The organism is Vibrio syngnathi, assembly GCF_002119525.1.
GTDB classification, from domain to species: Bacteria; Pseudomonadota; Gammaproteobacteria; order Enterobacterales; family Vibrionaceae; genus Vibrio; species Vibrio syngnathi.
The window spans coordinates 1238555-1261648 of the sequence record NZ_CP017916.1; the positions used below are offsets into that span (position 1 = coordinate 1238555).

Below are 23094 nucleotides of genomic sequence, written 5' to 3' on the forward strand. Positions count from 1 at the left end.
TTTACCCAAATATTTGTTTTGGTCTGGAATATTGAATGCTTCTTTTCTTCGTTGGCTTTATGCAGAACCTCCTTTGTATATAGACAAAGGCAGCAGGAAGTTTTGGCTCTAGCAATAGAGTCAATCTCCGGTTTTGAAATGATGCCAAAATCATCACTAAATAGTTTGTATTCGAATTATTTGTACACGAACTATTTGTGCATGTTCTTGGTCTATTTGGCCTATTAATTGTTCTGATGTGAAATAAATATTCAATAATCCATCAGTAAGTAATACATAATGTTGCAGATGCCACTTGTGATTTAAATTTCTTTATTATCAATATTTTGCTTTATTTTTGTTTGGTATTTGGCCTTTATTTGGGTTGGGGTTTTAACGGTTTTGTATTGGATTTACAGGACGATGCCCCTTGATTTGTATGGGTTAATTGCTTAGAGTGCTAATCGTTTTTCGGGTTTAAATAACCATTTTAAAGTTTAAACAACCGTTTTTAAGTTTAAATAATCGGTTTTGAGTTTAAATAACTATTAGTTTAGATAACTAAGAAAGGATTAGATTACATGGATCCCATACTGGAAGTTAAGGGACTGTACAAGGTGTTTGGTGAAGACACCGATCGTGCTTTTACGATGATCAATGAAGGCGCGAACAAAGACAAAGTTTTTGAAGAAACAGGTTTAACGATTGGCGTTAACGATGTTTCTCTTAGTATTCAAGAAGGCGAGATTTTCGTCATAATGGGACTGTCAGGTTCTGGCAAATCAACCCTGGTACGTCTTCTTAATCGCTTGATCGAACCTACCAAAGGTAATGTGCTTCTTCGAGGCAAAGACATTGCCCACATCTCAGAAGGTGAACTCCGCGAAGTCCGTCGCAACAACATCTCCATGGTTTTCCAAAATTTCGCATTGATGCCTCACATGACAGTGATTGAAAACGCTGCGTTTGGTCTTGAACTAGCGGGTGTTGAAATCGATAAGAGAAAACAGTCAGCATTTGAAGCGTTGGAACGAGTCGGTCTCGGGCCGTATTCAGAATCTTACCCTGATGAATTGTCTGGCGGTATGAAGCAGCGTGTTGGTTTGGCTCGTGCCCTAGCATGTGACCCAGATATTCTGTTAATGGACGAAGCATTTTCTGCACTCGATCCTTTGATTCGTACTGAAATGCAAGATGAGCTGATTCGTCTTCAAAATGACGACAAACGAACCATTGTTTTCATCTCCCATGATTTGGATGAAGCGATGCGAATCGGTGACCGCATTGCCATTATGCAAAACGGTGAGGTGGTTCAAGTGGGTACCCCAGACGAAATTCTTAACAACCCAGCGAACGATTATGTCGAAGCTTTCTTCCGCGGTGTGAATGTAGCAAGTGTTCTTACTGTGAAAGACATTGCACGTAAGAAGCCAGCTGCGGTATTTAAAAAATCAGAACATGACGGCCCAGCGTCGGCTCTACAAATATTGATGGATAACGACCGTGAATACGGCATTGTTGTTGAGAAAAGCAGTCGTTACTCCGGTATCGTCTCTATTGATTCCCTTCGTAAAGCACACAAAGAGAACAAATCACTGGCCAGTGCGCAGCTCGATGATGGCCTAACGCTGAACCCTGATTTACCAATCAATGACGTGCTTGGCCTTGTTGGTGGTGTGCCTTACTCAGTTCCTGTTGTGGATGAGCAAGGTAATTACTTTGGCGTGGTAACTAAGTCACGTTTGCTACAAACATTGGATAAGGGGTAGATCATGTCGTCTGAACAAACAAATAATGACCCATGGTCACAGTCTGCTCCTGCTGCTCAGCCATCAAGTGATCCTTGGGGTCAAGCCGCTGACACTTCACCATCGGCAGATTGGCTAAGCAGTGAAACCGTAGAAACCATTCCTTTTGACCCTCTTAATCCTTTTGCAGAAGCCGTTCTGCCTGTTGATACTTGGGTTGAGTCTGGATTGAATTGGCTAGTTGAACACGGACGACCATTGTTTCAAGCAATTCGTGTACCTATCGATTTCATTCTAAGTTCATTTGAAACGGCATTGGTGTCTACGCCAGCCCCATTTATGCTCATCATTTTGTTCTTGGTGGCATGGCAATTTTCAAACCTGAAACTGGGTGTTGCTACGGCAGTATCTCTTACTATGATTGGTTTGATTGGCGCTTGGTCTGAAGCGATGACTACGCTTTCACTGGTGATGACATCTGTATTCTTCTGCCTGTTGATAGGTTTACCTATGGGGATATGGCTCGCCCGAAGTAACACGGCGGCTAAATTCGTTCGCCCAATTTTGGATGCTATGCAAACAACGCCAGCCTTCGTTTACTTAGTACCCATCGTAATGTTGTTTGGTATCGGTAACGTTCCAGGTGTGGTAGTGACCATTATATTCGCACTGCCACCGGTGGTACGTTTAACCATTCTGGGTATTCAGCAAGTACCGGAAGATCTGATCGAAGCGGGTCACTCATTTGGTGCCAGCAAAAAGCAGATGCTTTACCGAATTCAACTACCACTTGCACTGCCAACCATCATGGCGGGCGTGAACCAAACACTGATGTTGTCGCTATCTATGGTGGTTATCGCATCAATGATCGCAGTAGGTGGTTTAGGTCAAATGGTACTGAGAGGTATTGGCCGTCTAGATATGGGACTGGCCGCTGTTGGTGGCCTAGGCATTGTTATTCTTGCAATCCTACTTGACCGCATTACCCAAGTTCTTGGGGTAAATGCAGGTAATACAAAATTACGCTGGTATCACATGGGGCCTGTTTCCCTTGTGCTAAAAGCTTTAAATCGCGGTAAACAATCAGAACTACAACTAAGGAAAAACACCAATGAATAATTCATGGAAGAGTAAGCTAGCCGTTGGCATCGTTTCGACACTGGCTGTATCAACGAACGTGTGGGCTGCAAGCTTACCGGGTGAAGGTGTATCAGTTCAGCCTGTTCAATCTTCAGTTGCTGAAGAAACGTTCCAAACACTGATTGTTAACCGTGCTTTAGAAGAGCTTGGTTACGATGTGAAATCAACACAAGAAGTAGACTACAACGTAGCTTACACCTCAATTGCAAAAGGTGACGCGACGTTCCTAACAGTAGGCTGGTTCCCACTACACGCTGATAAATACAAAATGGCGGGTGGCGATGACAAATTCTACCGTGAAGGCCAATATGTAAGTGGTGCCGCTCAAGGTTACCTAATCGACAAGAAAACGGCTGAAAAATACAACATTACTAATATTGGTCAGTTAACCGATCCAAAAATCGCTAAGCTGTTTGATGCTGACGGTGATGGTAAAGCAGACCTAACAGGCTGTAACCCAGGTTGGGGTTGTGAGATGGTCATCGAACACCAAATTTCTGCATTCAAATTGGACGATACCGTTACTCATAATCAAGGTAACTATGCCGCGATCATCGCAGATACAATTTCTCGTTACCAAAAGGGTGAATCAATCCTTTACTACACGTGGACACCTTACTGGGTAAGTGGCGTATTGGTGCCTAACGAAGATGTCGTTTGGTTAGAAGTTCCTTTCTCAGCACTTCCTGGCGAGCGTTCGAACGTGGATACGACGTTATCTAACGGCAAAAACTACGGTTTCGAAATGAACTCAATGCGCATAATTGCGAACAAAGAGTTTGCTAAGAACAACCCATCAGCAGCGAAGCTTTTCGAAATCATCAAACTTAACATCAATGATGTAAGTGCCCAGAACATGATGATGAGTAAAGGTAAGAACAGCTCTGCGGATATCGAAGCGCATGTAAACGGTTGGATTAAAGCGAATCAAAGCACGTTCGATGGTTGGATTGCAGAAGCGAAGAAAGCGGCACTATAACGGTTGTTTTTCGTAAGCAGTCGATAACCGGCTGGAATAAAAAGAGAAGGCCGGTAGTCTGATTCAGACTATCGGCCTTTGTTTTTCTAGCGACATAACTATTTTTTAGCGACATAACTACTGTTATCGCATTATTTTTTAAAGCCGCTTGTTCTTTTAAAAGCGAGCAGGCTAGCGTTCGCCTTGAACCTCAAAATCATCGCTGACTAAACGAGCGCAACCATCTGCTTCTAGTGCCCAGTGCTCACGATGCACAACACCAAACGCTTTGTTCATTGTCCAACTAGCCGTCAAAATGTAGCCGCCTTCTGGGTGCTCTTCCCACGTAACGTCTGTGTAATCAACGTCTTTGAAGCCTTGGTCGATGATGTTTTGCCAAAATGCTTGAATCGCTTCTCGACCTTCAAAAGTGCCAAATGGGCGAGCTTCCATCACACAAGCCTCTGTGTATTGATCTGCACAACCTTTCGCATCTTGGCTGTTGAATGCTTTTTGCCACGCGTTAATGCCTTGCTTACATGCTTCTAATACTTGGTTGTTTAACATTGCTTTTCTCCATAACAGTCTTCTTTCAAACACTGTGTCTTTGATTTGGGTGTCTCGATAAGTTGGATTCAGTTTAGTCTTGGAAATTGAATTGAAAAACAGAGATAATAGAAAATACTGTATGTAAAAAGAGAACAATAAAATGAGTAAGCTAAAGCAGATGTCGATTTTCGCTCACATCGTAGAGCAGGGTTCAGTATCAGCTGCGGCTGAAAAGCTTGAGTTGTCTAAGTCCGTCGTTAGTCAGCACCTCAAAATTCTGGAACAAGAGTTAGGGGCTTCACTTCTCAAGCGCACAACACGCAGACAAACTCTGACTAGTATGGGTGAACGTTTTTATTTGAGTTGCAAAGACATCAACGTGATTGCTGACTCGGCTTGGGATATGGCCAAAGCTGAGCTAGAGGAGCCACAAGGTCGAATTCGTATTACTGCACCGAATGCTCTTATGGACTTGCTCGTCGCCCCTGTTGTCGCAGAGCTAATGAAGCAATATCCCAAGCTAAAACCCGAGTTGATAAGTGATGATCAGCACTTAGATTTCATGGAACACGATATTGATCTCGCAGTACGAGTGGGGAGTTCTCGTGACAGTAACTTAAAGCAAAAACGTTTGGGCGAGTTCAAAGACGTGTTGTGTGGCGTTGAAAGCATGCGTTCTCGTGAGCTTGAATCTATTCCTTACATTGCTAACTCATGGCAAGGTAAGCAAGTCTCTCATCACTTTACTTCTCGAATAGATCAAGACTTTATTTACCAACAACAAGCAAGCTGCACCACTAACTCATTTCATAGCTGTCTTGCCTTAATCAAATCAGGCGTTGGCATCGGTGTGATCCCAGACTTTTATCTTCATCAGCTATCAAATGAAGTGGTCGACATCATGCCAAGCTTCCAGTTGCCTACCAATACGGTTTATGCATTAACCCCATTTACATCAAACACACCCCTGTCCATCAAACTGTGCGTCCAAGCGTTAGAAGAGAAGCTCAAGCAGAGTTTTGTTTAAAACCAATTCGATAAGTCAGCGATCTAGTCAGAGGGCTGCAAAGCAAATTTGGCAAAAGATTAGCCTGAGTAACAGTACAAAAACGTTACCTGAGCAGGTCAAAGGTATCCTCAAGCAAGAGTACTTACTTACTCAGTGCAAAGGTCTTAACGAGTTAAGAACGTATGTTGAAGAGTCGATATGTACGTATAACGAGATGAGGCCAATCTGAGCCTAGGTATGCATACACCAAATAATACACAAAAAGCCAGTAACTTGCGTTACTGGCTTACTAAAAGTCGTCAATCTATTTTAGGACTAGACACTGCTATCTAAAGGTTAACAATTACTACAAGTCCTATATGGTAGCTTCGGCTTAAGCTTGTAGTGCATTGACTGAACCTGTATCTCCTGGATGTCTAGTTGTTAGGGTAACCAGGAAACTTAGCTTTAAGTGCAGTTCGAGTCGGGAAGTACTTCTCCATAAATTTAACCATTGCAGGGTCGTTAGCCTGTAGCTCGGTAAACGTAGCTGAACTTAATTCTTGCGCACTGTAGCCTTTATGGTTTAAGTCGTAGTATGAATATAGAGAGTAGGCTAGATATTCTTGATCGTATGATTCTGCATCCAAATCAGCTTTGACAATCGTAGAGTCTTTTCCATTAGGAAAATATAAGCCTGCTTGAATGGCTTTTTCATTGAGTTCATCTAATTCTTTTTGCATCACTCCCCATTTTGATGACGGTGACTGCATCGCGAGATTCATGATGCCGTAATCGTGTACAAAGTGAATTATCTCTTCAAATGCAGCGTCTCTTTTTGTCACTAAACCCGGTTTATTTTCGCCTGATGTTGTATCTGTTGTCTCTGTTGCAAATAAATCTTGGTAACGGTAATTCTCATCTAAGAAGTCACTCACATCTCTCTCTGACCAATCTTTGTCGTAAAAGAATGCCATTGTCGCTTTGCTGTCGTAAATCGCTTTGGTGACTTCTGCCGGGAAGTGCTCCAGGTAGTACTGCATAATTTTCTTAACGTGAGCTACTTTGTCTTCTGAATTTTCTAGCGATTTGTCTTCAATTAGAAGAGGGATCTTATAGCCATGAGCTTTAACACAAGTCTGCTGCTTTACTCCCGCCTTGAGTAGATCGCCCGTAGCATTTGAGATCACGGAGCAGTCATTAGTTGATACCAGGTTGAATGCTTCTGAACCGTTTTGAGCGAAAGAAGGAACGAATTGAATACCATTACTCAAAGTATCATCAACACGAACGTAAAGGTTCATCGGTCTCATTTGTTTCAGGTTAAACGTTACGCCAACATTATCTTTAATGAATTGTTTATCAATACGAACAGTGTCGGCCTTTTTCCATTGAACAATATTCTTGATGTTGCTTTCAACCTCGGCGATAGCAAGCTTTTCAGGTGTCGTCGTCGAATTGAAATTTTCGTAATAGATAGTGAAATTTTCGACCTCGTATTTTTTGCCTGCAGAGTTTGTTGCGGTTAACGAGAAAGTGATATCAGCATCGCTTTGGGTTTTGTAATTACGCTCAGGAATACCGTGAACTTGTGCGAAATAGCCGCTCGTTTTTTTTTCAGAACTATACTGAGTGATATCAATGTTTGTATTTTTTTCCGCACCCAGTTTCATTGACTTCACGCTAAAATGCAGTGAGTAGCCGTTTCCTAGGGTTGCAACTGAACTTGAGCTGGACGCATCAATGATGTTCTTAGAATTGTTTGAGCTGCTTGTATTACTTGAGTTGCTGTCACTGCCACCGCAAGCGGTAAGCATTGTTGCTAAAACTAAAGTTGGAATAGTAAATTTATTCATCATAGGAAACCGACTATCTGCGAATTATAAGGCCACCATAGTACAATAAATCGTCTTTTTTCTTTGTAAGCATGTGTAAATTCCATGTGCTTATAAAGGTATAGAATGGATAAACAAAAAAGCCTGAGTATAAACTCAGGCTTTGAATGGTTTTCTTTATAACTTATGAGGAGCTAGATTGCCTGGCGAAGTTGGAAGTAACGTCCTGCTTCGTTCAACAGTGTCTCGTGAGAGCCGTTTTCAACAATCTCGCCTTGTTCAATCAGAACGATAGAATCCATCGATTCCAGACCAATCAAACGGTGCGTAATGAATATAACCGTCTTGCCTTCGAAGTGCTTCTCGAACAGCGCCATGATGCTCTGCTCGGTTTGCTTATCTAAGCCTTCTGTTGGCTCATCAAGAAGCAGGATAGGTGCATCATGAAGAATGGCACGTGCGATACCAATACGGCGCTTTTCACCACCAGACAGTTGACGACCACCGTCACCCAACCAGCTATCAAGACCGTCATTCTCAAGCAGCTTTTCTAGACCAACGTCTTTAAGGATGTTAGCTAGGTGCTCATCGTTGGCATCTGGTTTCGCAATCAACAAGTTGTCACGCAAAGTACCATTTAGAATGTCGACACGCTGGCTTACCACACTGATTGATTCACGAAGCTGTGACTCATTCCACTGTGTCAGTTCAATACCCGCGATAGAGATGTAGCCCTTTTTAGGATCCCAGTAGCGAGTCAGTAGTTGAATCAGAGTCGACTTACCTGAACCCGTTTGACCAACAATCGCAACCTTGTGTGTGGCAGGGATCGTTAGGTCAACAGCGTTCAGAACACTGCGCTCAGAATCAGGGTAGTTGAACGTCACGTTTGAGAACGTAATATCAAGCGGCTTGTTGATGTCGAGTTTCTCTTCAGCAAACTGAACTTCAGGCTCAGACAGAATCACTTCATTTAAGCGACGCGCTGAAGACAGAGTTTGACCTAAATGCTGGAACGCGCCCGCAATAGGCATCAGTAGTTCAAAACTTGCCATGGTTGCGAATGCCATGAGCGCGATGAACGGATCTGGTGCATTACCACCCACACCGTCTGCGGCAAGCCAAAGCATAAGAACAAGCGTCAAACCGTTGAACAGCATCAGTGCAGCTGACGCCATACCGGTTAGGTTGGCATTCACAAACTGATTCGCCATCAGCTTCTGCTGTGTTTCTAGAATCGCATTACGGTAACGTTCTTCTGCACCGAATAGAGTCAGTTCGCTGTAGCCTTCAATCCAATCTAGTGTGGTCACACGAAGGTCTGCTTTGTTCTGTGTCAGTTCACCGCCGTTACGTTTACCTAGCTTGTAGAACAAGATTGGCCAAACCAACAGCATGATCAGAAGGATAGAACCTAAGATCAAACCTAGTGAGCTATCGAACCACATCAAGAACAGAGTCAGGAAGAAAATACCGAACACACCAACCGTCACTGGGCTTACTAAGCGTAAGTACACGTGGTCCATGGCATCGACATCGGCAACCAAACGGTTGAGTAGGTCAGCATCACGAAGGTTTGAGATACGACCTGGGATCAGCGGAGCCAGCTTCTTGAAGAAGAAGATACGCAGATCAGTTAATAGCTTGAATGTCGCATTGTGGCTGACAACACGTTCACCCCAACGACCCGCAGTACGGCTCATCGCCAAACCACGTACACCGCCGCCCGGCAGCATGTAGTTGAAGGTTTCACGTGCAATCGTAAGGCCTGCAACCGCAGAAGCTGAAATAAACCAACCCGATAGCGTTAACAAGCCGATAGAAGCCGACAGAGTAGCAAAAGCTAATAGCATGCCTAGCGACAGGCCAAACCAATGCTTTTTATAGAGTTTTAGGTAAGGCAGTAAATCACGCATCTAAATTACCCTTATTATCTTGTTGAGCTAAGTTCGCGTTCAGCATCTCTTCAAACAAACCACCCGCAGTCGAAAGCTGAGAGTAATGACCTTGTTCAACCAGACCCCCATCACGCATAACCAGAATATTGTCGACTGATTTAAGAGGAGCAAGTTGGTGCGTCACAAGCAGGGCAGTGCGGCTTTCAATATTACTATTGATGCCTTTCATCACTAACTGTTCGCTTCGAGTATCTAGGCTGGCAGTGGGTTCGTCTAACAACCAGAACTGGCCATCTTGAATCATTGCGCGAGCCAAAGCCAAACGCTGAGATTGACCAACAGACAGGCCGCCAGAGCGATCAGAAATCATGTAATCCAAGCCGTGCTCGTTAACGAACTCGCTAGCAAATGATTGCTCAAGTGCATTCTCGACAACTTGGTCAGCAATATCGTGCTTACCTAGGGTGACGTTGTCACGAATGCTGCCGTGCAACAACAATGGGTTTTGACCAACCCAACTAATGGTTTTACGCCAAGAGGCTAAGTCGAGGTCACGCAATTCAATGCCATTGATTTTCAAGCTTCCTTCATAAGGCATGAAACCAAGGATGGCATTGATCAAACTTGTTTTACCCGCACCACTTGGGCCAACTAACGCAGTTGATTGGCGAGTGTTCAGTGCAAATGAGATAGGGCCAACTAATTGAACACCTTCAGGGCTTAACACTTTTAGGTCGGTAGCTTCAATATTGATGCCTTGAGCCGGATCGAGCTGAGTGTTGCCTGATTTAACCTTAGTGATGTCGGTTTCTAGGAACTCGACAATACTTTCAGCTGCGCCAACCGCTTGTTGCTTCGCGTGGTAAAAAGTACCTAAATCACGCAGAGGTTGGTAAAACTCTGGCGCCAAGATAAGGATGAACAAACCAGCGAATAGCGTAATGCCAACACCGTAGTGACCGAAGTTAAGCTCACCGATGTAGGTGAAACCAAAGTAAACAGCCGTCATCGCGATCGAGATCGACGTGAAGAACTCAAGTACCGCAGAAGACAAGAAAGCGATTTTCAATACATCCATGGTGCGCGTTCTGAACACTTCAGATGCACCTTTAAGTACTTCTGTTTCAGCGTTGGTGCGGTCAAATAGACGGATAGTCGTCATTGACTGCAAACGGTCGTAAAAGTGACCAGACAGGCGCTGCAGCGCTTTGAAGTTTTTACGGTTTGCATCGGCCGCTTTCATACCAACAAGTGCCATGAACATCGGCACCAGTGGAGCTGTAATCAAGAAGATCAGTCCTGCAGCCCAGTTTACTGGGAACACCACAACCAAAATAATGAATGGAATCATTACCGACAGAGACATCTGAGGTAAGTAACGAGAGAAGAAGTCTTGCATGTCTTCTACTTGTTCTAGCAACAGCGTTGCCCACGTACCGGCAGGTTTACCTTTAATGTAAGCAGGGCCTAACTCACGTAACTTATCAAGGATGAGTTGCCTTATGTAGACCCGGATCTGTTCACCACAGCGATAACCTGCGATTTCACGTCCCCATGTACAGCCAGCACGGCCAATGACCGATAATGCCAAGCCTGCGAAATGACCAACCAGTTCAGATTTATCGACATTCTCGATGATCAGCTGGTGAAGAATAGAGGCGAGAAGAGCTGCTTGAGCAATTAAGAACACGCTTGAAAGTACGCCAAGGCTAATCGCAATCATAAGCCAGCGTTTCGCTAACTTACTCTGTTGCTTAAGCCACTTGTTCAAGCTGCGTTGTTTTTTCTTATCCATTATGAAGGCTTAATGATAATTATTATTTGTTGAGGGCGGTTAGTATACAAAAGAAAGCCCAGTGGATATACCACTGGGCTCTAGGGATTTACAACAAAATGTGATGACGCCCTGCATCTACTGAGGCGAGAGCACCGATAATCAAATCTGCAATCTCAGATTTACTTATCGTTAAGGCCATCTAGGAAGCGTTCAGCATCCAGTGCAGCCATACAACCTGTGCCAGCAGAAGTGATTGCTTGGCGGTAGTTGTGGTCCATTACATCACCTGCAGCGAACACACCTGGGATGCTGGTTTGTGTCGCGTTACCTTCAAGACCAGACTGAACAATGATGTAATCATCTTTCATGTCCACTTGGCCTTTGAAGATTTCAGTGTTTGGTTGGTGACCGATAGCAATGAATGCGCCCATTACTTCGATGTCTTCTGTCTTATCAGACTGAGTATCTTTAATACGAACGCCGGTTACGCCCATGTCGTCGCCTAGAACTTCGTCTAGCGTGCGGTCAGTGTGAAGAACAATGTTGCCGTTCTCTACTTTGTCCATTAAACGTTTCACTAGGATTTTTTCAGCGCGGAACGTGTCACGGCGGTGAACAAGGTGAACTTCAGATGCGATGTTAGATAGGTAAAGTGCTTCTTCAACAGCGGTGTTACCACCACCAACAACCGCTACTTTCTGGTTGCGGTAGAAGAAACCATCACACGTTGCACAAGCAGAAACGCCACGGCCTTTGAATGCTTCTTCAGACTCTAAACCTAAGTACTTAGCTGATGCGCCCGTTGAGATGATCAATGCATCACATGTGTACTCACCAGAATCGCCTTTAAGACGGAAAGGGCGGTTTGATAGATCGACTTCGTTAATGTGGTCGAACAGGATCTCTGTTTCAAAGCGCTCTGCGTGCTCTTTCATGCGATCCATTAGTGCTGGACCCGTTAAACCTTCAGCATCACCCGGCCAGTTTTCCACTTCTGTAGTGGTTGTAAGCTGACCACCTTGCTGCATACCGGTAACCAGTACTGGGTTTAGGTTTGCACGAGCAGCGTAAACTGCAGCTGTATAGCCAGCAGGGCCAGAACCAAGAATCAATAAATTACAGTGCTTTACGTCGCTCATGAGGACTCCGAAATTGAAATTGTTTTTATTTATAATCGCTTAGGATTGTATGGAAAATATGGAGGCAATAAAAGTGTAAACAAGGGCTGAAGTGTAATTAATCGTTATACGTTAGAACATAACCGAACTAAATGATGGTCTTGTAATCCTGTGTCTTAGATCAATAGCGATAAGTCAAGGAAAGTGCTCTTGCAAACAGCTATGCATATTGCTCACTTTTAGGGTCTTCTTGATCATGGTGTTTCTATAGCAGTATTTACTTTTTTGCGTATACATTGATGAGTAGAAAAACAAGAGAACCTGAATCCTATGTTTTATTTTAAAAAGTTTGCGTTAAAAGACGCTGTAAGAACTCATCAAAATTAGCGTGCAGATAAGCGACCACAAGACGCACTTTTAGTATGAACGGCATGATTACAAACAGGTGTAATGTTGGTTAATACTTGAACTGTTGAGTGTTTCTCAGTTGTTATTTTTTTGTATGTGTTATTATTGACATTTATATATTGCGCGGAATTATTTGAACTCTATGCAGATTCTAATCCTTTTTATCAATGTGTTTATTGTGTGCCTGAATTCGGTTTTTGCTTCTCCGCTGCAGGTCAGCGGGGAACAATCTGTGTTAGCTAATGAAGCTGTAAGATGGTATGAAATGCCTTTGTTATCTGATCCAGTCGATTTTCCCATATTAAAAAAACACATTGAATCCTCTCCAAGGATTGAAACGATATTTGGTGGTGAAGGGGCGTTTGGGTTGAGAGTTGATTTGGCCAACTCCGATATCAAGTCGTCACAACAAATAGTTACACTCCGTGCAAACTATTTGGATCAAGGTTGGGGTTACTGGCAATCAACAAATGGTCAAGTAAGGCGAATACTTGATTTTGGCCAATTAAGTAACAAGAGTATCTTGCATCTGCATAGGCAAAGCTTCCCGTTAATATTGAATGCGGAGGAATCTGGAACACTTTGGCTCTACTTGGAAGCAAAGAAATTTCCAAAGGCAGTTAACTTCACTCTTCAACCTGAATATCCATTTTATATTCACGTTTTCCGCAACAATACGCTCACATTAGCTTCTATTACTGTCATGCTAACGTTGGGAGTTTTCGCTCTTTTTTGTTACTTTCAAACTAAACATCCAGTCACACTGGCTTGTGCTGGTTATGTTGGGCTACATGGCCTGGGATGGTTCGCCGCTTCAGGCGCTTGGGGGTACTTATTACCAAGCCAAAGCTGGAACCCAGTTTATTTTGGAATGGTATTGTTTCCGTTTGCGGTTGCTTTTTCTTGCTATTACACAAGATTATTGTTTGGATTTCCGCAGCATTTTATTCGTATTAATCTTACCTTTCAGGCCTTTAGTTGGCTGTGTGTCATTATCGGGTTTATTAATGTCTTTGCCCCGTTTTCGTTGACTTTTTTTATGTCCCATTTGATTGCGGCAATCTGGGTGCCGACAATGATAGTGACTGGCGTATTGATGGTTTATCAACGAAACTTTGTCGCTAAATATTATTTGATCGGTGGTCTTTGTTATGGCACGGCTTTGGTATATTACATTTTTGCGCATTTTGCACCATTGCCGACTCAGAGATCGACAGAAGTCATCGTTGTTGTTGCATTAGCGATAGATTGTACCTGCATTTTATTGTCACTGACTGAATGGTTGCGGATTCAACAACATCAACATCAGAAAACCTATATCCAGTCGAGGGTGGATAGTTTAACGGGGCTTGGAAACCGGCTGGATTTTAATGATGCGAGTAAACAATTAGTACATCATTCCTATTGTATCGTCTTCATCGATTGTGATGGCCTTAAATCGATTAATGATACTTATGGTCATGATGAAGGGGATCGCTTTTTAGAATACACCAGCCGCATGATGTGAGAAAAATTTACAGATCTTGGAATGGTTTATCGAGCTGGTGGCGACGAATTTATCTGGTTGTTGAAAGTGGATAAAGAGAAACAAGTTGAGGCTCTCTATTCTCAGATTGAGCTTAGAGTGACTCAGGTGGAAGAGCAAATTCGCAGTGCTGATTGGCCTCAGTCTGGCCTCAGTTTTGGAAGCGCATCTAGTTTTGAATGTGTCAATTTTTCTGAGTGTTTGAGCTTAGCTGACCAGCGAATGTACCAGCAGAAGCGCTCGAAGAACGGTTTTAAAAATCAGTCCAGTGAAATTGAGTGTTAGCTAAATTCCCTATTTTCTAAGTGAATCGTTTTAAGTCTAGTTAACTTATTTTCGTTTTGATTTTTGGTGTAAATGTCACCAAAGGTGGCTCTTTTAGCAACCAACCTTTCAAGCTTGCTTACCCTCTCATCTGTTTTGTGTAGAACATTCCCAATCATTATAGTCGCCTATTTTTAACGAATTCTAAGTTAGGACATAAAGGCAGACCATCATATTCCAAATAAACGCATCATTTATAATTGTAGGTTTTATTAGAAAGCACTCTATTTGAGGGCGGCCGAGTTCCCCCCGAACTCGACCTGTTCCAGACGCGCAAGCAAAGGCGTTTGGTTTCTGGCTTGTTCATAAATCAACCAATTTCAGATTGTTGTGTAAATAATCAATAGCTTGGCAACTGATAGGTAGGTCGTATTTCATTGTGCAAAAGCATAGAAATGAATGATGGAGAGCGTGGTGCCTGAGTTCATGCAAGAAGGCTGGCGTATTGAAGTGAAAGGGCCGACACAATATGAAACTTGTCTTTCTAGTTAATAATATCGTTATTGTTCAAATTGTAGGTATTTATAACTGGCTAGTGGAGTGTGCTAGTTTCAAGAGTTGGTCACCTTTTGTTCTGGTGTTATACACTGCTTTTTATTTCTATATTGGATTTAGTGTCTGAATTATTAAATCTGACGGGATAAATGATTGTTTAATGTTGATTTGGCAAGATCTTCAAGTATCCTTTATGTAAATAAAACGTTAAATATCGAAAGTTAATTAACAATCATTAAGGAGTAGATGATGTTACATGCTCACGAAAATACCCTACATATTACCCACCTCAGTAACCATGCAGTTAAGGAGTTGTCACCATCATTCTCTAAGCTACCAAGCACAGAGCATGCAGATGGCCAGTTTCGATTGAGAAGGTACTCGGTGGTTCAATTCAGTAATGGACAAGTCGTTGAGCAAGACAAACATAACTTTGTTCAGTCTGAAAACATTAATCACTTTCAAGGTGACGTTGTTCGCCAGTTCGAGCCGATTGAAGCTAATATTCTAAGCAGTGAAGGCATGCAAGAAATGTGTGAACTGTTTATTGAAACTAACGGACTTGAAGACGGGCAAGAAATCGAAATCCATCAAATCCGTATTGCCGCAATTTTTGAAGAAACTCAGGTTGCTCCAGAAGGTGTGCACCAAGACGGTTTTGACCATATCGCTTTAATCGGTGTGAACCGACACAACATTGTGGGTGGCGAAATCATGCTGTATCAAGACTCACATGAAGCGCCATTCTTTAGAAAGGTGCTCGGCGATGGCGAGGTTGCGATGTTGGCAGACAGTAAGCTTTGGCACAATGCACAACCGATTCGTACCATAGACCACGATGAGATGGGCTATATGGATGTGTTTGTTCTAACGGCTAAGGATGCGCGCAATGTCCTTCACTCTTAATGATGTACGCCAACAGTTTAGTGCTTTAGGCCAATATCATAACGGCAAGCCTGTGACCTTTTTTGATGGTCCAGGTGGATCTCAGGTGCCTGAGAATGTTTTAGCTTCAATGACCGAATACCTAGGGCATTTCAATTCAAACCTAGGCGGCCACTATTTTTCTAGCCAAAAGACCACAAGCTTAATGCAGCAAGCGCGAGAAGCGGCGCAAGCACTGCTTAATGCGGAGTCTTCTGGCAACGTTGTGTTCGGCGCGAACATGACATCTCTGACCTTCCAATTGAGCCGAGCGATCAGCCGCGATTGGAAAGAGGGCGATGAAGTTATCGTCACGGCGTTAGACCATTACTCAAATGTATCGAGCTGGCAGCAAGCGGCAGACGACAAAGGCGCGATCGTTCGCCAAGTTCGCGTAGACGAGTCGGATTGCAGTTTGGATATGGCGCATTTTGAATCGCTCCTTAACGAGAAAACCAAGCTGGTCGCGGTGACGTTTGCTTCGAACACCACTGGCTCGATTGTCGATATGGCGAAAGTTATCGAGCTTGCACATCAGCATGGTGCGCAGGTTTATGTCGATGCCGTTCATTACGCACCGCATCATTTGATTGATGTTCAGCAGCTGAATTGTGATTTCTTAGCGTGTTCAGCGTATAAGTTCTTCGGCCCACATGTGGGCATTGCTTATGTTGCTCCTCAATGGCTGCATACGTTAAAGCCTTACAAGGTTGAGCCTGCAACCAATATCGGACCAGGTCGATTTGAGACAGGTACGCAAAGCTTTGAAGGCCTTGCCGGTGTGATTGCGGCGGTAGATTACTTGGCGCAGTTAGGTGTTCCAGCCGATTCATTGCGTTCTCGTTTAGAGCAAAGTTACGCGCTGTATAATAAGCATGAAAGCCAACTCAGTGAGTATTTCCTTAAGCGCTTATCCGATCTTGAAGGAGCAAAGCTCTACGGGAAAACCGAGTTTGATTCGAACCTAAGAACCCCAACCTTTGCGATTACCTTTGATGACCATTCTCCAGAGTTCATCGCTAAGAAGTTGGGTGAGCATAATATCTGTGTGTGGAATGGACATTTCTACGCATTAGGTTTGGTGAAACAGTTGGGTATTGAAGAGCAGGGCGTGGTGCGTATTGGTTGTATGCATTACAACTCGATTGAAGAGATCGACTTGCTGTTCAATGTGCTTGAAGGGATCTTGCGAAGTAACTAGCGAGAAGCCATTAGCAAGAAGTAATTAATAAGAAGTCACTTGCCTTTGCTGTTTGTGCCTTTAGATCGAAAAAAGAGCATGCTTCTCTCAAGAGTATTGAGTAGGAAGCATGCTCTTTTTATTTGATTGAGCTTATTTGATCAACGTCAGTTATTCGAATAAGCCCTTGATTTAACTAAGACAGGTGCTTAACCAGAGTTGCACCTACAGCGTGCGCGCTGGTTGGGTTTTGGCCAGTAATCACTCGATCATCAACAATCACAAGCTCTTGCCAAGGTTGAACCTTGTTGAAACGCGCTGCGCTGCGAGCAAGAGACTCTTCCAATAGGAATGGGATGTCGTTGATGGTGCCAAAATCGATTTCTTCTTCACGTGTAAAACCAGTCACCGATTTAGAGCTCAATAGCTTCTCGCCATTGCTTAGAACAATCGGAAGCAGTGCTGCTGGGCCGTGACATACTGATGCGATCACACCACCATCTTCATAATGCTTAGCTGCAATCGTTGCGAATTGCTCGTCGGTTGCTAGGTCAGAAAGTAGGCCGAATCCACCTGGGTAGAAGATGGCATTGTAGCTTTCTACGTTTACTTGGCTTACAGGAATCGTGTTGTTAATACGGTTCTGGAAGTCATCGTCAGCTAAGATCTCTGCGTTTACTGAATCACCTTCAATATCGGTTCCATACAGTGGACCTTTACCACCCTTGATAGACGCGATGTCGTACTCAAAACCCGCAGCAATAATCTCTTTCAGTGCATGAGTCAGTTCTGGAGCGTAAGTACCGTTCGCTTGGTCTGTATCGCCTAATGTTGCGTGGTTAGTTACAGGTATTAGTATTTTTTTCATGATTCGTTCCTTTGAGCACGTTTGTTTGGTTTCAGCGTCGTTGTTTAGTCATCCGCGTTTTTAAGACAGACATCAGTGTTTTTAATAGAGATACCGCTGCTTCGTTACCTGTAATACTAGTAGTAAACCATTTGAGTGATAATATGCCGAATAGGCAAAACATTATTGCTATATAGCAATAGTCAGATGTGAATTAGTCGAATGTGAATTCGTTAGACGTTAACAGGTGAAGTATGGATAGCTTTGAAGGGATTAATGAGTTTGTTGCGGTAGCCGAATGTCACGGCTTTTCTGCAGCAGCAAAACAGCTGGGTTGCAGTACCAGTCATGTAAGCCGCCAAGTCTCAAGGTTAGAAGAGAGAGTGGGCGTGGCGTTGCTGGCGCGTTCAACACGTATGGTGAGTTTGACCGAGTCTGGGCATACCTATTATCAGCAATGCAAAGATCTGGTTATCGGACTGCAACAGGCGAATGAACAAGTCACATCTCAACAAGCTCAGCTTAGCGGTACGTTGCGTGTGAGTGCGGCGGGTGCGTTTGCCGAGAATCATGTCGCAGCAGCGCTGATGGAATTTGCCAAAGACCACCCTGATCTCACCATCGAAATGAACTTCAATACCAACATGGTTAACTTCATCGAAGATGGTATCGATTTCGCGATTCGTTATGGTCGACTCGATGATTCTGGTTTGGTGGCAAGGAAGCTGGTGGATCGTCCGATGGCAGCGGCCGCGAGTCAGGATTACATCGATCAATTTGGTTCTCCAACCCAGCCAGAGCAGTTGAAGCTGCACAGTTGTATTATTGCCAACAGTGATCAGTGGCTGTTTGAGAAAGATGGAAAACCGTTAAACGCGGTGCGCGTACATGGGCGTTGGAAAAGCAATAATTCGAGTGCGGTACTGAAAGCTTGTGAAGAAGGGCTTGGCATTGTTTATCTTCCCAAAAGCAGCTTCAACGGAGGTCTTGCCAATGGAAAACTGGTGCCAGTATTAGAAGAGTATTGGGGAGCAGGAACCAGCAGTTGGGTCGTATATCAAAACCGCCGTTTTTTACCCCAGAGAGCACGGTTAGCGATCGACTTCCTAGTCGCTTACTTTTCGGATTGGAATGAATAACCGACAAGGTTTCAAGCTAACAGCCAACAAGATAGAAGTGAATAATGAACGGATTTGAAAAGAGTTGTGATTAGCGCTAGCTACCTATTTGAAAGCGGAAAACAGAAAAGCTAATGCTTACATAGATATACGTTATCTTTTTTTGTTTTTTGACGCGAGTAATAGGATTGAGATACTTGTCTACTTTTAGTGACTCGTGTTAGCGATAGAATTGTAGAGAAGCCTGTAGCAGTACGATATACTAGATACCATATTAATGCCCCTAACGCGTGAAAGATTGTGTGGAAGCGTTGGCAGGATGTGTTGTTATGCTCCAGTTTGTGGAGTATAGCGAGAGTGCGGAGTTGGCAATGTCTTCAATAAATTTCGAATCCACGTACGGTGTAATAACTATTCAAGATATGAATGTAGTTAGTGTTGACGCTAATTATGCTCGCATCTATGGATACCAATCACCCGAAGAACTACTTACTAATATAGATAGCTTCCTAGATCTAATCTCAGAAGAATACCATGTTTTAGCCTATCAAAATTACCTTGAAACGATCAGTGGTCAACGCGATCCGCAGGTCCACACCTATGTTAATGTTGATCGCAATGGTCGAGAGTTCACAGTGTTCTCTATTGACCATGTGACAGAGTGGCAAGGTCGGCCTGCACTGCAAGTCACGGTGATCGACCTTTCCCCTGCGATCCAGCTACAAAATGCGGTGCGTGAACAAGATAAGATGTATCACGATATGATCATGCAATCAGGGCAGGGCATCTTGGTTCACCGAGAGTTCAAACCGCTGATGGTCAATCAATCGTGGGTTAAAATGCAAGGTGGTTCTTCCATAGAAGAAGTTTTAAAGCTGGACTCTATCCTTACATTGGTGCCAAAGCAGAATACGGATGGCATCAGTAAGCACTATCAAGCGATCGTGTCGGGTGAATTGTCGGGAACCAGCACTGTGGTTGAAAACATTGGGTTCGATGGCATTCATCGATTCTTCAATATTTACGATAATGCGATTACTTGGCAAGGTCAGCCGGCCGTTCAGGTTGTGCTCGAAGATGTGACTCCAAAGGTGATGTTGGAAAAGCAATTGGTTCATCAAGCGAATTACGATGAAATGACTGACTTACTCAATCGCAGAGCGATTTATGAGTGGTTAAGGGAACATATTGCCTCTGATACTCATGTCGTCAGTATGCTGCTTGATATCGATGACTTCAAATCGATCAATGATACTTACGGCCATATGGTGGGCGATGAGGTTATTTGCGCATTGGCTAACATTACTAAACGTAATGTTGAGAGCGTGGGTGGTGTGGCAGGCCGCTGGGGTGGAGAAGAGTTTATTCTCTTTATTCCCAATGCGTCACCTAACGTTTCGCGAGAAGTTTCTGATCAGATCCGACAGCAATTTAATCAGGTCGAGTTCAAAGTGGGCGAACAGATTCGTTTTAATGTGAGTGTGAGTATCGGAGTGAGTGATAGTCGATCTTGCGAAGGGAAAGTGTCCATCGATGCACTCGTCAACCTCACAGACCAATCGTTATATCGAGCCAAAGCGAATGGAAAGAACTGCGTGTGCGGAGAATTGTTTGTCAGCGATATAAGCCAAGCATTACCGCACTAGACGACTTCAATCTATTGAGTAAACTCGATCAATTTAGCACACCCAATCAATTTAGAAGCATAAAAAACAAAGCTAACTAGGGTGTAACCCCGTTATAATGTTTGGTCATGATACAAAAATGCCCTCAAGCAATTGCTGAGGGCATTTTAGTTTTAGCTCATCAAAGCCGTTGGCTTACTAAGCAGAAACTTCTACTTCGTAAGAGCCAAATTTACGGATGTTAATCACACCAGTATCCAAGATAAGGTATTGGCCTTTGATACCTTGCAGCACGCCAGATACTTCAGGGTTCTTGTCTAAGTTATGAGAAACAATCTTCACCGGGTGTTGCTCAACTGGGTAGCTGAGTGAAGTGATGTTCTCACTAAGAATCTCGATTGCATCGTCGCCAAACTTCGCTCTGATCTCTTGAATCTTATCTTCTACTAGTGGCAATAGTTCTTTGGCTTTTTCTACCAACTCCATATCGTCACCGTCGCCTTTTAGCAACGTGCGCCAGTTGGTTTTGTCGGCAATGTGTTTTGCTAACTCAACTTCAATCAGGCCAGAAATCTGACGTGTTTTTACCTTCAAGATCGGCAGGCCTTGAGTGGCACCTTGGTCAATCCAACGAGTAGGAATTTGAGTGTGACGAGTGATACCCACTTTTAGGCTTGATGTGTTCGATAGGTAAACGAAGTGATCAACCATGCAGTTCGCTTCGCCCCATTCAGGTTCACGACACGTGCCTTCATCGTAGTGGCAAGTTTCTGGCTTCATGATGCACATGTCGCAGCTTGCTAGCTTTCTCATGCACACAAAGCAGTGGCCTTGAGAGTAGCTTTTCTTGGTTTTCTTACCACACGAGCAGCAAAAAATATTACCGGTGTGAGTGAGGTTGATGGTTTTACCAATCAGAGGGTTTAGCTCTACAAACTCTTCACCGACAGGTAAACGGTAGGTAACCGCACCATCAAGCGAAGCACTCATTTTCTTGAGTGTTCCTTTTGCTAATAAAGACATGACATTACTCGTTGTATTTTGATTATTATTTCGTCGACTCGGACGCTCTGTAAGCAGGCGCTACGGTTAACGATGATTATGCGATGAGTATAACAAATAGAGTCCGTTTTTATACGCAATATTACTTGATTATTGCGATGGATAATTGATGAGTAAACGCTCGCTCAAAATTATGGTATGACATTTTGTTCAGGCGTGATATAACGTTTTTTAGTAAATTATTGGCATTAAGATCACTAATTTACCTAACTTATTTTCTATCGTGAAATCCCAACTATAGGGACCTTAAGCCGGAAGCTTAGACGTGAAGTGGATCCATAAAATAGTCATCTTTTTAGTTATCACGACGCTGGCGATTGTCCAGTATTACCGTGTGAGCGGAAATCGTGTGATAACGGCAATTACGCCTGATAAATATGAATTTATTGCGACCAGCGATCAGGTGGATAGGGGCGTCAGTACGTCCCAATTATCTTATCAAAATGGCCAGTATATTCTCGACTGTGAGCTTAAAGAATCTGAGTATCCGTGGCCTTATTGCGGCCTATCGATTCGTATCAACCCAGACATTACCACTGGCCTTGACCTTTCGCAGTACCACACCTTTAGAGTCAATATTGATTACCATGCGGAGGCCGATTCTAGCGGTCGTTTGCGAACTTACCTGCGTAATTATAATCCTGCTTATTCGGTTCCAGATGATGAGTACACACACAAGTACAACGGGATGGAGTTCTCTCCAGGAATCGATGGTGGCGTGATCGAGATCCCGATCAAAAACTTGCAAGTCATGACGTGGTGGTTAGCGGATAACGAGATTGCGTTAGAGCATTCAGCCCCTGAGTTTTCAAATGTGAACATGGTTGAGTTTGCTACTGCTTCTGGTGCTAAATTAGGTCACCATCGGATAATTATTCGAAGTATTGAGTTTGAGGGTTCGTATATTTCGGCTGAAAGCCTGTTCCTGATCTTGCTGTTTATCTGGGTGGGTACCGGCACTGTGTTCCTGCTTTCAGAATTACACCGCTCAAGAAAACGTATGGTGCTTGCAGAGAAAAGACATCATCACTTAAAGAACGTCAATCGAGCACTGAGAGAGCAAAACTTTGAGTTTTCAGAAAAGGCTCATCGTGATGAACTGACTGGGATACTCAACCGACACGCGATTCGTGATTGGCTAAAAATGCAGTCTCAGCAGGTAAAGCAGGGGCATGGAAAGTTGAGTATGTTGTATCTCGATATCGACTACTTCAAGAGCGTCAACGATAAATACGGACACCAAATGGGTGATCATATTTTACGAGAATTCAGCATGGTGGTCGGCAGTTCGATCAGCGCGACAGATAAATTGGTGCGCTGGGGCGGTGAAGAGTTCATTGTTTTTTGCCCGGAGACTGAGGCTGGTGAAGCACAGAGAAAGGCTGAGAAAATACGACTGTTGGTCAGCCAACACCTTTGGGTTCATGGCGATCCACTCACTTGCAGTATCGGCATTGCCGAGATGAAGCAAGAGCGGGTGACAGAGACCATTGCCCGCGCTGATGAAGCCTTATATCAAGCGAAGCATTCAGGGCGTAATCAGGTGGTCTTGAGCCACTAACCTGAAAATTGTTTTGATTAGCTTATAAGCCACAC

The 23094-nt window shown here is 43.6% G+C and carries 16 protein-coding genes and 2 pseudogenes; 11 read left to right on the plus strand and 7 right to left on the minus strand.

The window, feature by feature from the left end:
• The first annotated feature begins 560 nt into the window (after positions 1 to 560).
• From proV to proX, 3 genes are read left to right on the plus strand one after another with little or no spacing between them, the layout of a single operon-like run.
• Positions 561 to 1748, plus strand: coding sequence for a glycine betaine/L-proline ABC transporter ATP-binding protein ProV (gene proV, locus K08M4_RS05875; protein WP_086049174.1), 1188 nt, complete (start codon positions 561 to 563; stop codon positions 1746 to 1748).
• A 3-nt stretch (positions 1749 to 1751) separates the two neighbouring features.
• Positions 1752 to 2846, plus strand: coding sequence for a glycine betaine/L-proline ABC transporter permease ProW (gene proW, locus K08M4_RS05880; protein WP_086049175.1), 1095 nt, complete (start codon positions 1752 to 1754; stop codon positions 2844 to 2846).
• Entirely contained in the window at positions 2839 to 3846 is a 1008-nt protein-coding gene (gene proX, locus K08M4_RS05885; RefSeq protein WP_086049176.1) for a glycine betaine/L-proline ABC transporter substrate-binding protein ProX, read from the plus strand. Before proW ends, proX begins: the two co-directional genes overlap by 8 nt.
• A gap of 171 nt (positions 3847 to 4017) precedes the next feature.
• Here proX and K08M4_RS05890 read toward each other — a convergent pair whose 3' ends face one another.
• Entirely contained in the window at positions 4018 to 4392 is a 375-nt protein-coding gene (locus K08M4_RS05890; RefSeq protein WP_086049177.1) for a YybH family protein, read from the minus strand.
• 142 nt (positions 4393 to 4534) lie between these two features.
• Between K08M4_RS05890 and K08M4_RS05895 the strand changes: the two genes are divergently transcribed.
• A complete protein-coding gene (locus K08M4_RS05895) occupies positions 4535 to 5401 on the plus strand; it encodes a LysR family transcriptional regulator (protein ID WP_086049178.1) in 867 nt (288 codons plus the stop codon).
• An 85-nt stretch (positions 5402 to 5486) separates the two neighbouring features.
• Positions 5487 to 5716: pseudogene (locus K08M4_RS22230) on the plus strand (hypothetical protein); the annotation flags it as partial.
• An 83-nt stretch (positions 5717 to 5799) separates the two neighbouring features.
• On the opposite strand, the gene K08M4_RS05900 reads toward K08M4_RS22230, so the two are convergent.
• The 4 genes from K08M4_RS05900 to trxB form a co-directional block, all read right to left on the minus strand.
• Positions 5800 to 7221: a hypothetical protein gene (locus tag K08M4_RS05900; RefSeq protein WP_086049179.1), complete on the minus strand. Its 1422-nt coding sequence runs from the start codon at positions 7219 to 7221 to the stop codon at positions 5800 to 5802.
• Between the two features lie 170 nt (positions 7222 to 7391).
• Positions 7392 to 9113, minus strand: a complete 1722-nt coding sequence (cydC, locus tag K08M4_RS05905; RefSeq protein WP_086049180.1) for a heme ABC transporter ATP-binding protein/permease CydC — start codon at positions 9111 to 9113, stop codon at positions 7392 to 7394.
• Positions 9106 to 10890 (minus strand): heme ABC transporter permease/ATP-binding protein CydD, encoded by a 1785-nt coding sequence (gene cydD / locus K08M4_RS05910; RefSeq protein ID WP_086049181.1) that lies wholly within the window; start codon positions 10888 to 10890, stop codon positions 9106 to 9108. The genes cydC and cydD overlap by 8 nt, the downstream gene beginning before the upstream one ends.
• A gap of 161 nt (positions 10891 to 11051) precedes the next feature.
• Complete coding sequence (trxB, locus tag K08M4_RS05915) at positions 11052 to 12011, minus strand: thioredoxin-disulfide reductase (protein ID WP_050052961.1); 960 nt, start codon at positions 12009 to 12011, stop codon at positions 11052 to 11054.
• 529 nt (positions 12012 to 12540) lie between these two features.
• Here trxB and K08M4_RS05920 point away from each other — a divergent pair.
• The 3 genes and pseudogenes from K08M4_RS05920 to K08M4_RS05930 all read left to right on the plus strand — a co-directional run bounded on the left by K08M4_RS05920 (position 12541) and on the right by K08M4_RS05930 (position 16867).
• Positions 12541 to 14208 (plus strand): annotated as a pseudogene (locus K08M4_RS05920) (GGDEF domain-containing protein).
• Positions 14209 to 14991: 783 nt separating this feature from the next.
• Positions 14992 to 15648: a 2OG-Fe dioxygenase family protein gene (locus K08M4_RS05925; protein WP_086049182.1), complete on the plus strand. Its 657-nt coding sequence runs from the start codon at positions 14992 to 14994 to the stop codon at positions 15646 to 15648.
• Complete coding sequence (locus K08M4_RS05930) at positions 15632 to 16867, plus strand: cysteine desulfurase-like protein (protein ID WP_086049183.1); 1236 nt, start codon at positions 15632 to 15634, stop codon at positions 16865 to 16867. Before K08M4_RS05925 ends, K08M4_RS05930 begins: the two co-directional genes overlap by 17 nt.
• A gap of 175 nt (positions 16868 to 17042) precedes the next feature.
• Here the strand turns inward: K08M4_RS05930 and K08M4_RS05935 are convergent, their stop codons facing one another.
• Positions 17043 to 17714, minus strand: coding sequence for a type 1 glutamine amidotransferase domain-containing protein (locus K08M4_RS05935; protein WP_086049184.1), 672 nt, complete (start codon positions 17712 to 17714; stop codon positions 17043 to 17045).
• Positions 17715 to 17947: 233 nt separating this feature from the next.
• Between K08M4_RS05935 and K08M4_RS05940 the strand changes: the two genes are divergently transcribed.
• Both K08M4_RS05940 and K08M4_RS05945 read left to right on the plus strand, forming a co-directional pair.
• On the plus strand, positions 17948 to 18832 hold the full coding sequence (locus K08M4_RS05940) for a LysR family transcriptional regulator (protein WP_086049185.1): 885 nt from the start codon (positions 17948 to 17950) through the stop codon (positions 18830 to 18832).
• A gap of 401 nt (positions 18833 to 19233) precedes the next feature.
• Positions 19234 to 20457, plus strand: a complete 1224-nt coding sequence (locus K08M4_RS05945; RefSeq protein ID WP_086050390.1) for a sensor domain-containing diguanylate cyclase — start codon at positions 19234 to 19236, stop codon at positions 20455 to 20457.
• Positions 20458 to 20634: 177 nt separating this feature from the next.
• On the opposite strand, the gene K08M4_RS05950 is transcribed toward K08M4_RS05945, so the two are convergent.
• Complete coding sequence (locus K08M4_RS05950; protein WP_086049186.1) at positions 20635 to 21459, minus strand: DUF2797 domain-containing protein; 825 nt, start codon at positions 21457 to 21459, stop codon at positions 20635 to 20637.
• Between the two features lie 304 nt (positions 21460 to 21763).
• Between K08M4_RS05950 and K08M4_RS05955 the strand changes: the two genes are divergently transcribed.
• Positions 21764 to 23059, plus strand: a complete 1296-nt coding sequence (locus K08M4_RS05955) for a GGDEF domain-containing protein (RefSeq protein WP_086049187.1) — start codon at positions 21764 to 21766, stop codon at positions 23057 to 23059.
• Positions 23060 to 23094: the final 35 nt, after the last annotated feature.

Bases quoted from the DNA above. Each gene is read 5' to 3' on its own strand.
- proV (WP_086049174.1), top strand. From the start codon at position 561: ATGGATCCCATACTGGAAGTTAAGGGACTGTACAAGGTGTTTGGTGAA.
- proW (WP_086049175.1), top strand. From the start codon at position 1,752: ATGTCGTCTGAACAAACAAATAATGACCCATGGTCACAGTCTGCTCCT.
- proX (WP_086049176.1), top strand. From the start codon at position 2,839: ATGAATAATTCATGGAAGAGTAAGCTAGCCGTTGGCATCGTTTCGACA.
- K08M4_RS05890 (WP_086049177.1), bottom strand. From the start codon at position 4,392: ATGTTAAACAACCAAGTATTAGAAGCATGTAAGCAAGGCATTAACGCG.
- K08M4_RS05895 (WP_086049178.1), top strand. From the start codon at position 4,535: ATGAGTAAGCTAAAGCAGATGTCGATTTTCGCTCACATCGTAGAGCAG.
- K08M4_RS05900 (WP_086049179.1), bottom strand. From the start codon at position 7,221: ATGATGAATAAATTTACTATTCCAACTTTAGTTTTAGCAACAATGCTT.
- cydC (WP_086049180.1), bottom strand. From the start codon at position 9,113: ATGCGTGATTTACTGCCTTACCTAAAACTCTATAAAAAGCATTGGTTT.
- cydD (WP_086049181.1), bottom strand. From the start codon at position 10,890: ATGGATAAGAAAAAACAACGCAGCTTGAACAAGTGGCTTAAGCAACAG.
- trxB (WP_050052961.1), bottom strand. From the start codon at position 12,011: ATGAGCGACGTAAAGCACTGTAATTTATTGATTCTTGGTTCTGGCCCT.
- K08M4_RS05925 (WP_086049182.1), top strand. From the start codon at position 14,992: ATGTTACATGCTCACGAAAATACCCTACATATTACCCACCTCAGTAAC.
- K08M4_RS05930 (WP_086049183.1), top strand. From the start codon at position 15,632: ATGTCCTTCACTCTTAATGATGTACGCCAACAGTTTAGTGCTTTAGGC.
- K08M4_RS05935 (WP_086049184.1), bottom strand. From the start codon at position 17,714: ATGAAAAAAATACTAATACCTGTAACTAACCACGCAACATTAGGCGAT.
- K08M4_RS05940 (WP_086049185.1), top strand. From the start codon at position 17,948: ATGGATAGCTTTGAAGGGATTAATGAGTTTGTTGCGGTAGCCGAATGT.
- K08M4_RS05945 (WP_086050390.1), top strand. From the start codon at position 19,234: ATGAATGTAGTTAGTGTTGACGCTAATTATGCTCGCATCTATGGATAC.
- K08M4_RS05950 (WP_086049186.1), bottom strand. From the start codon at position 21,459: ATGTCTTTATTAGCAAAAGGAACACTCAAGAAAATGAGTGCTTCGCTT.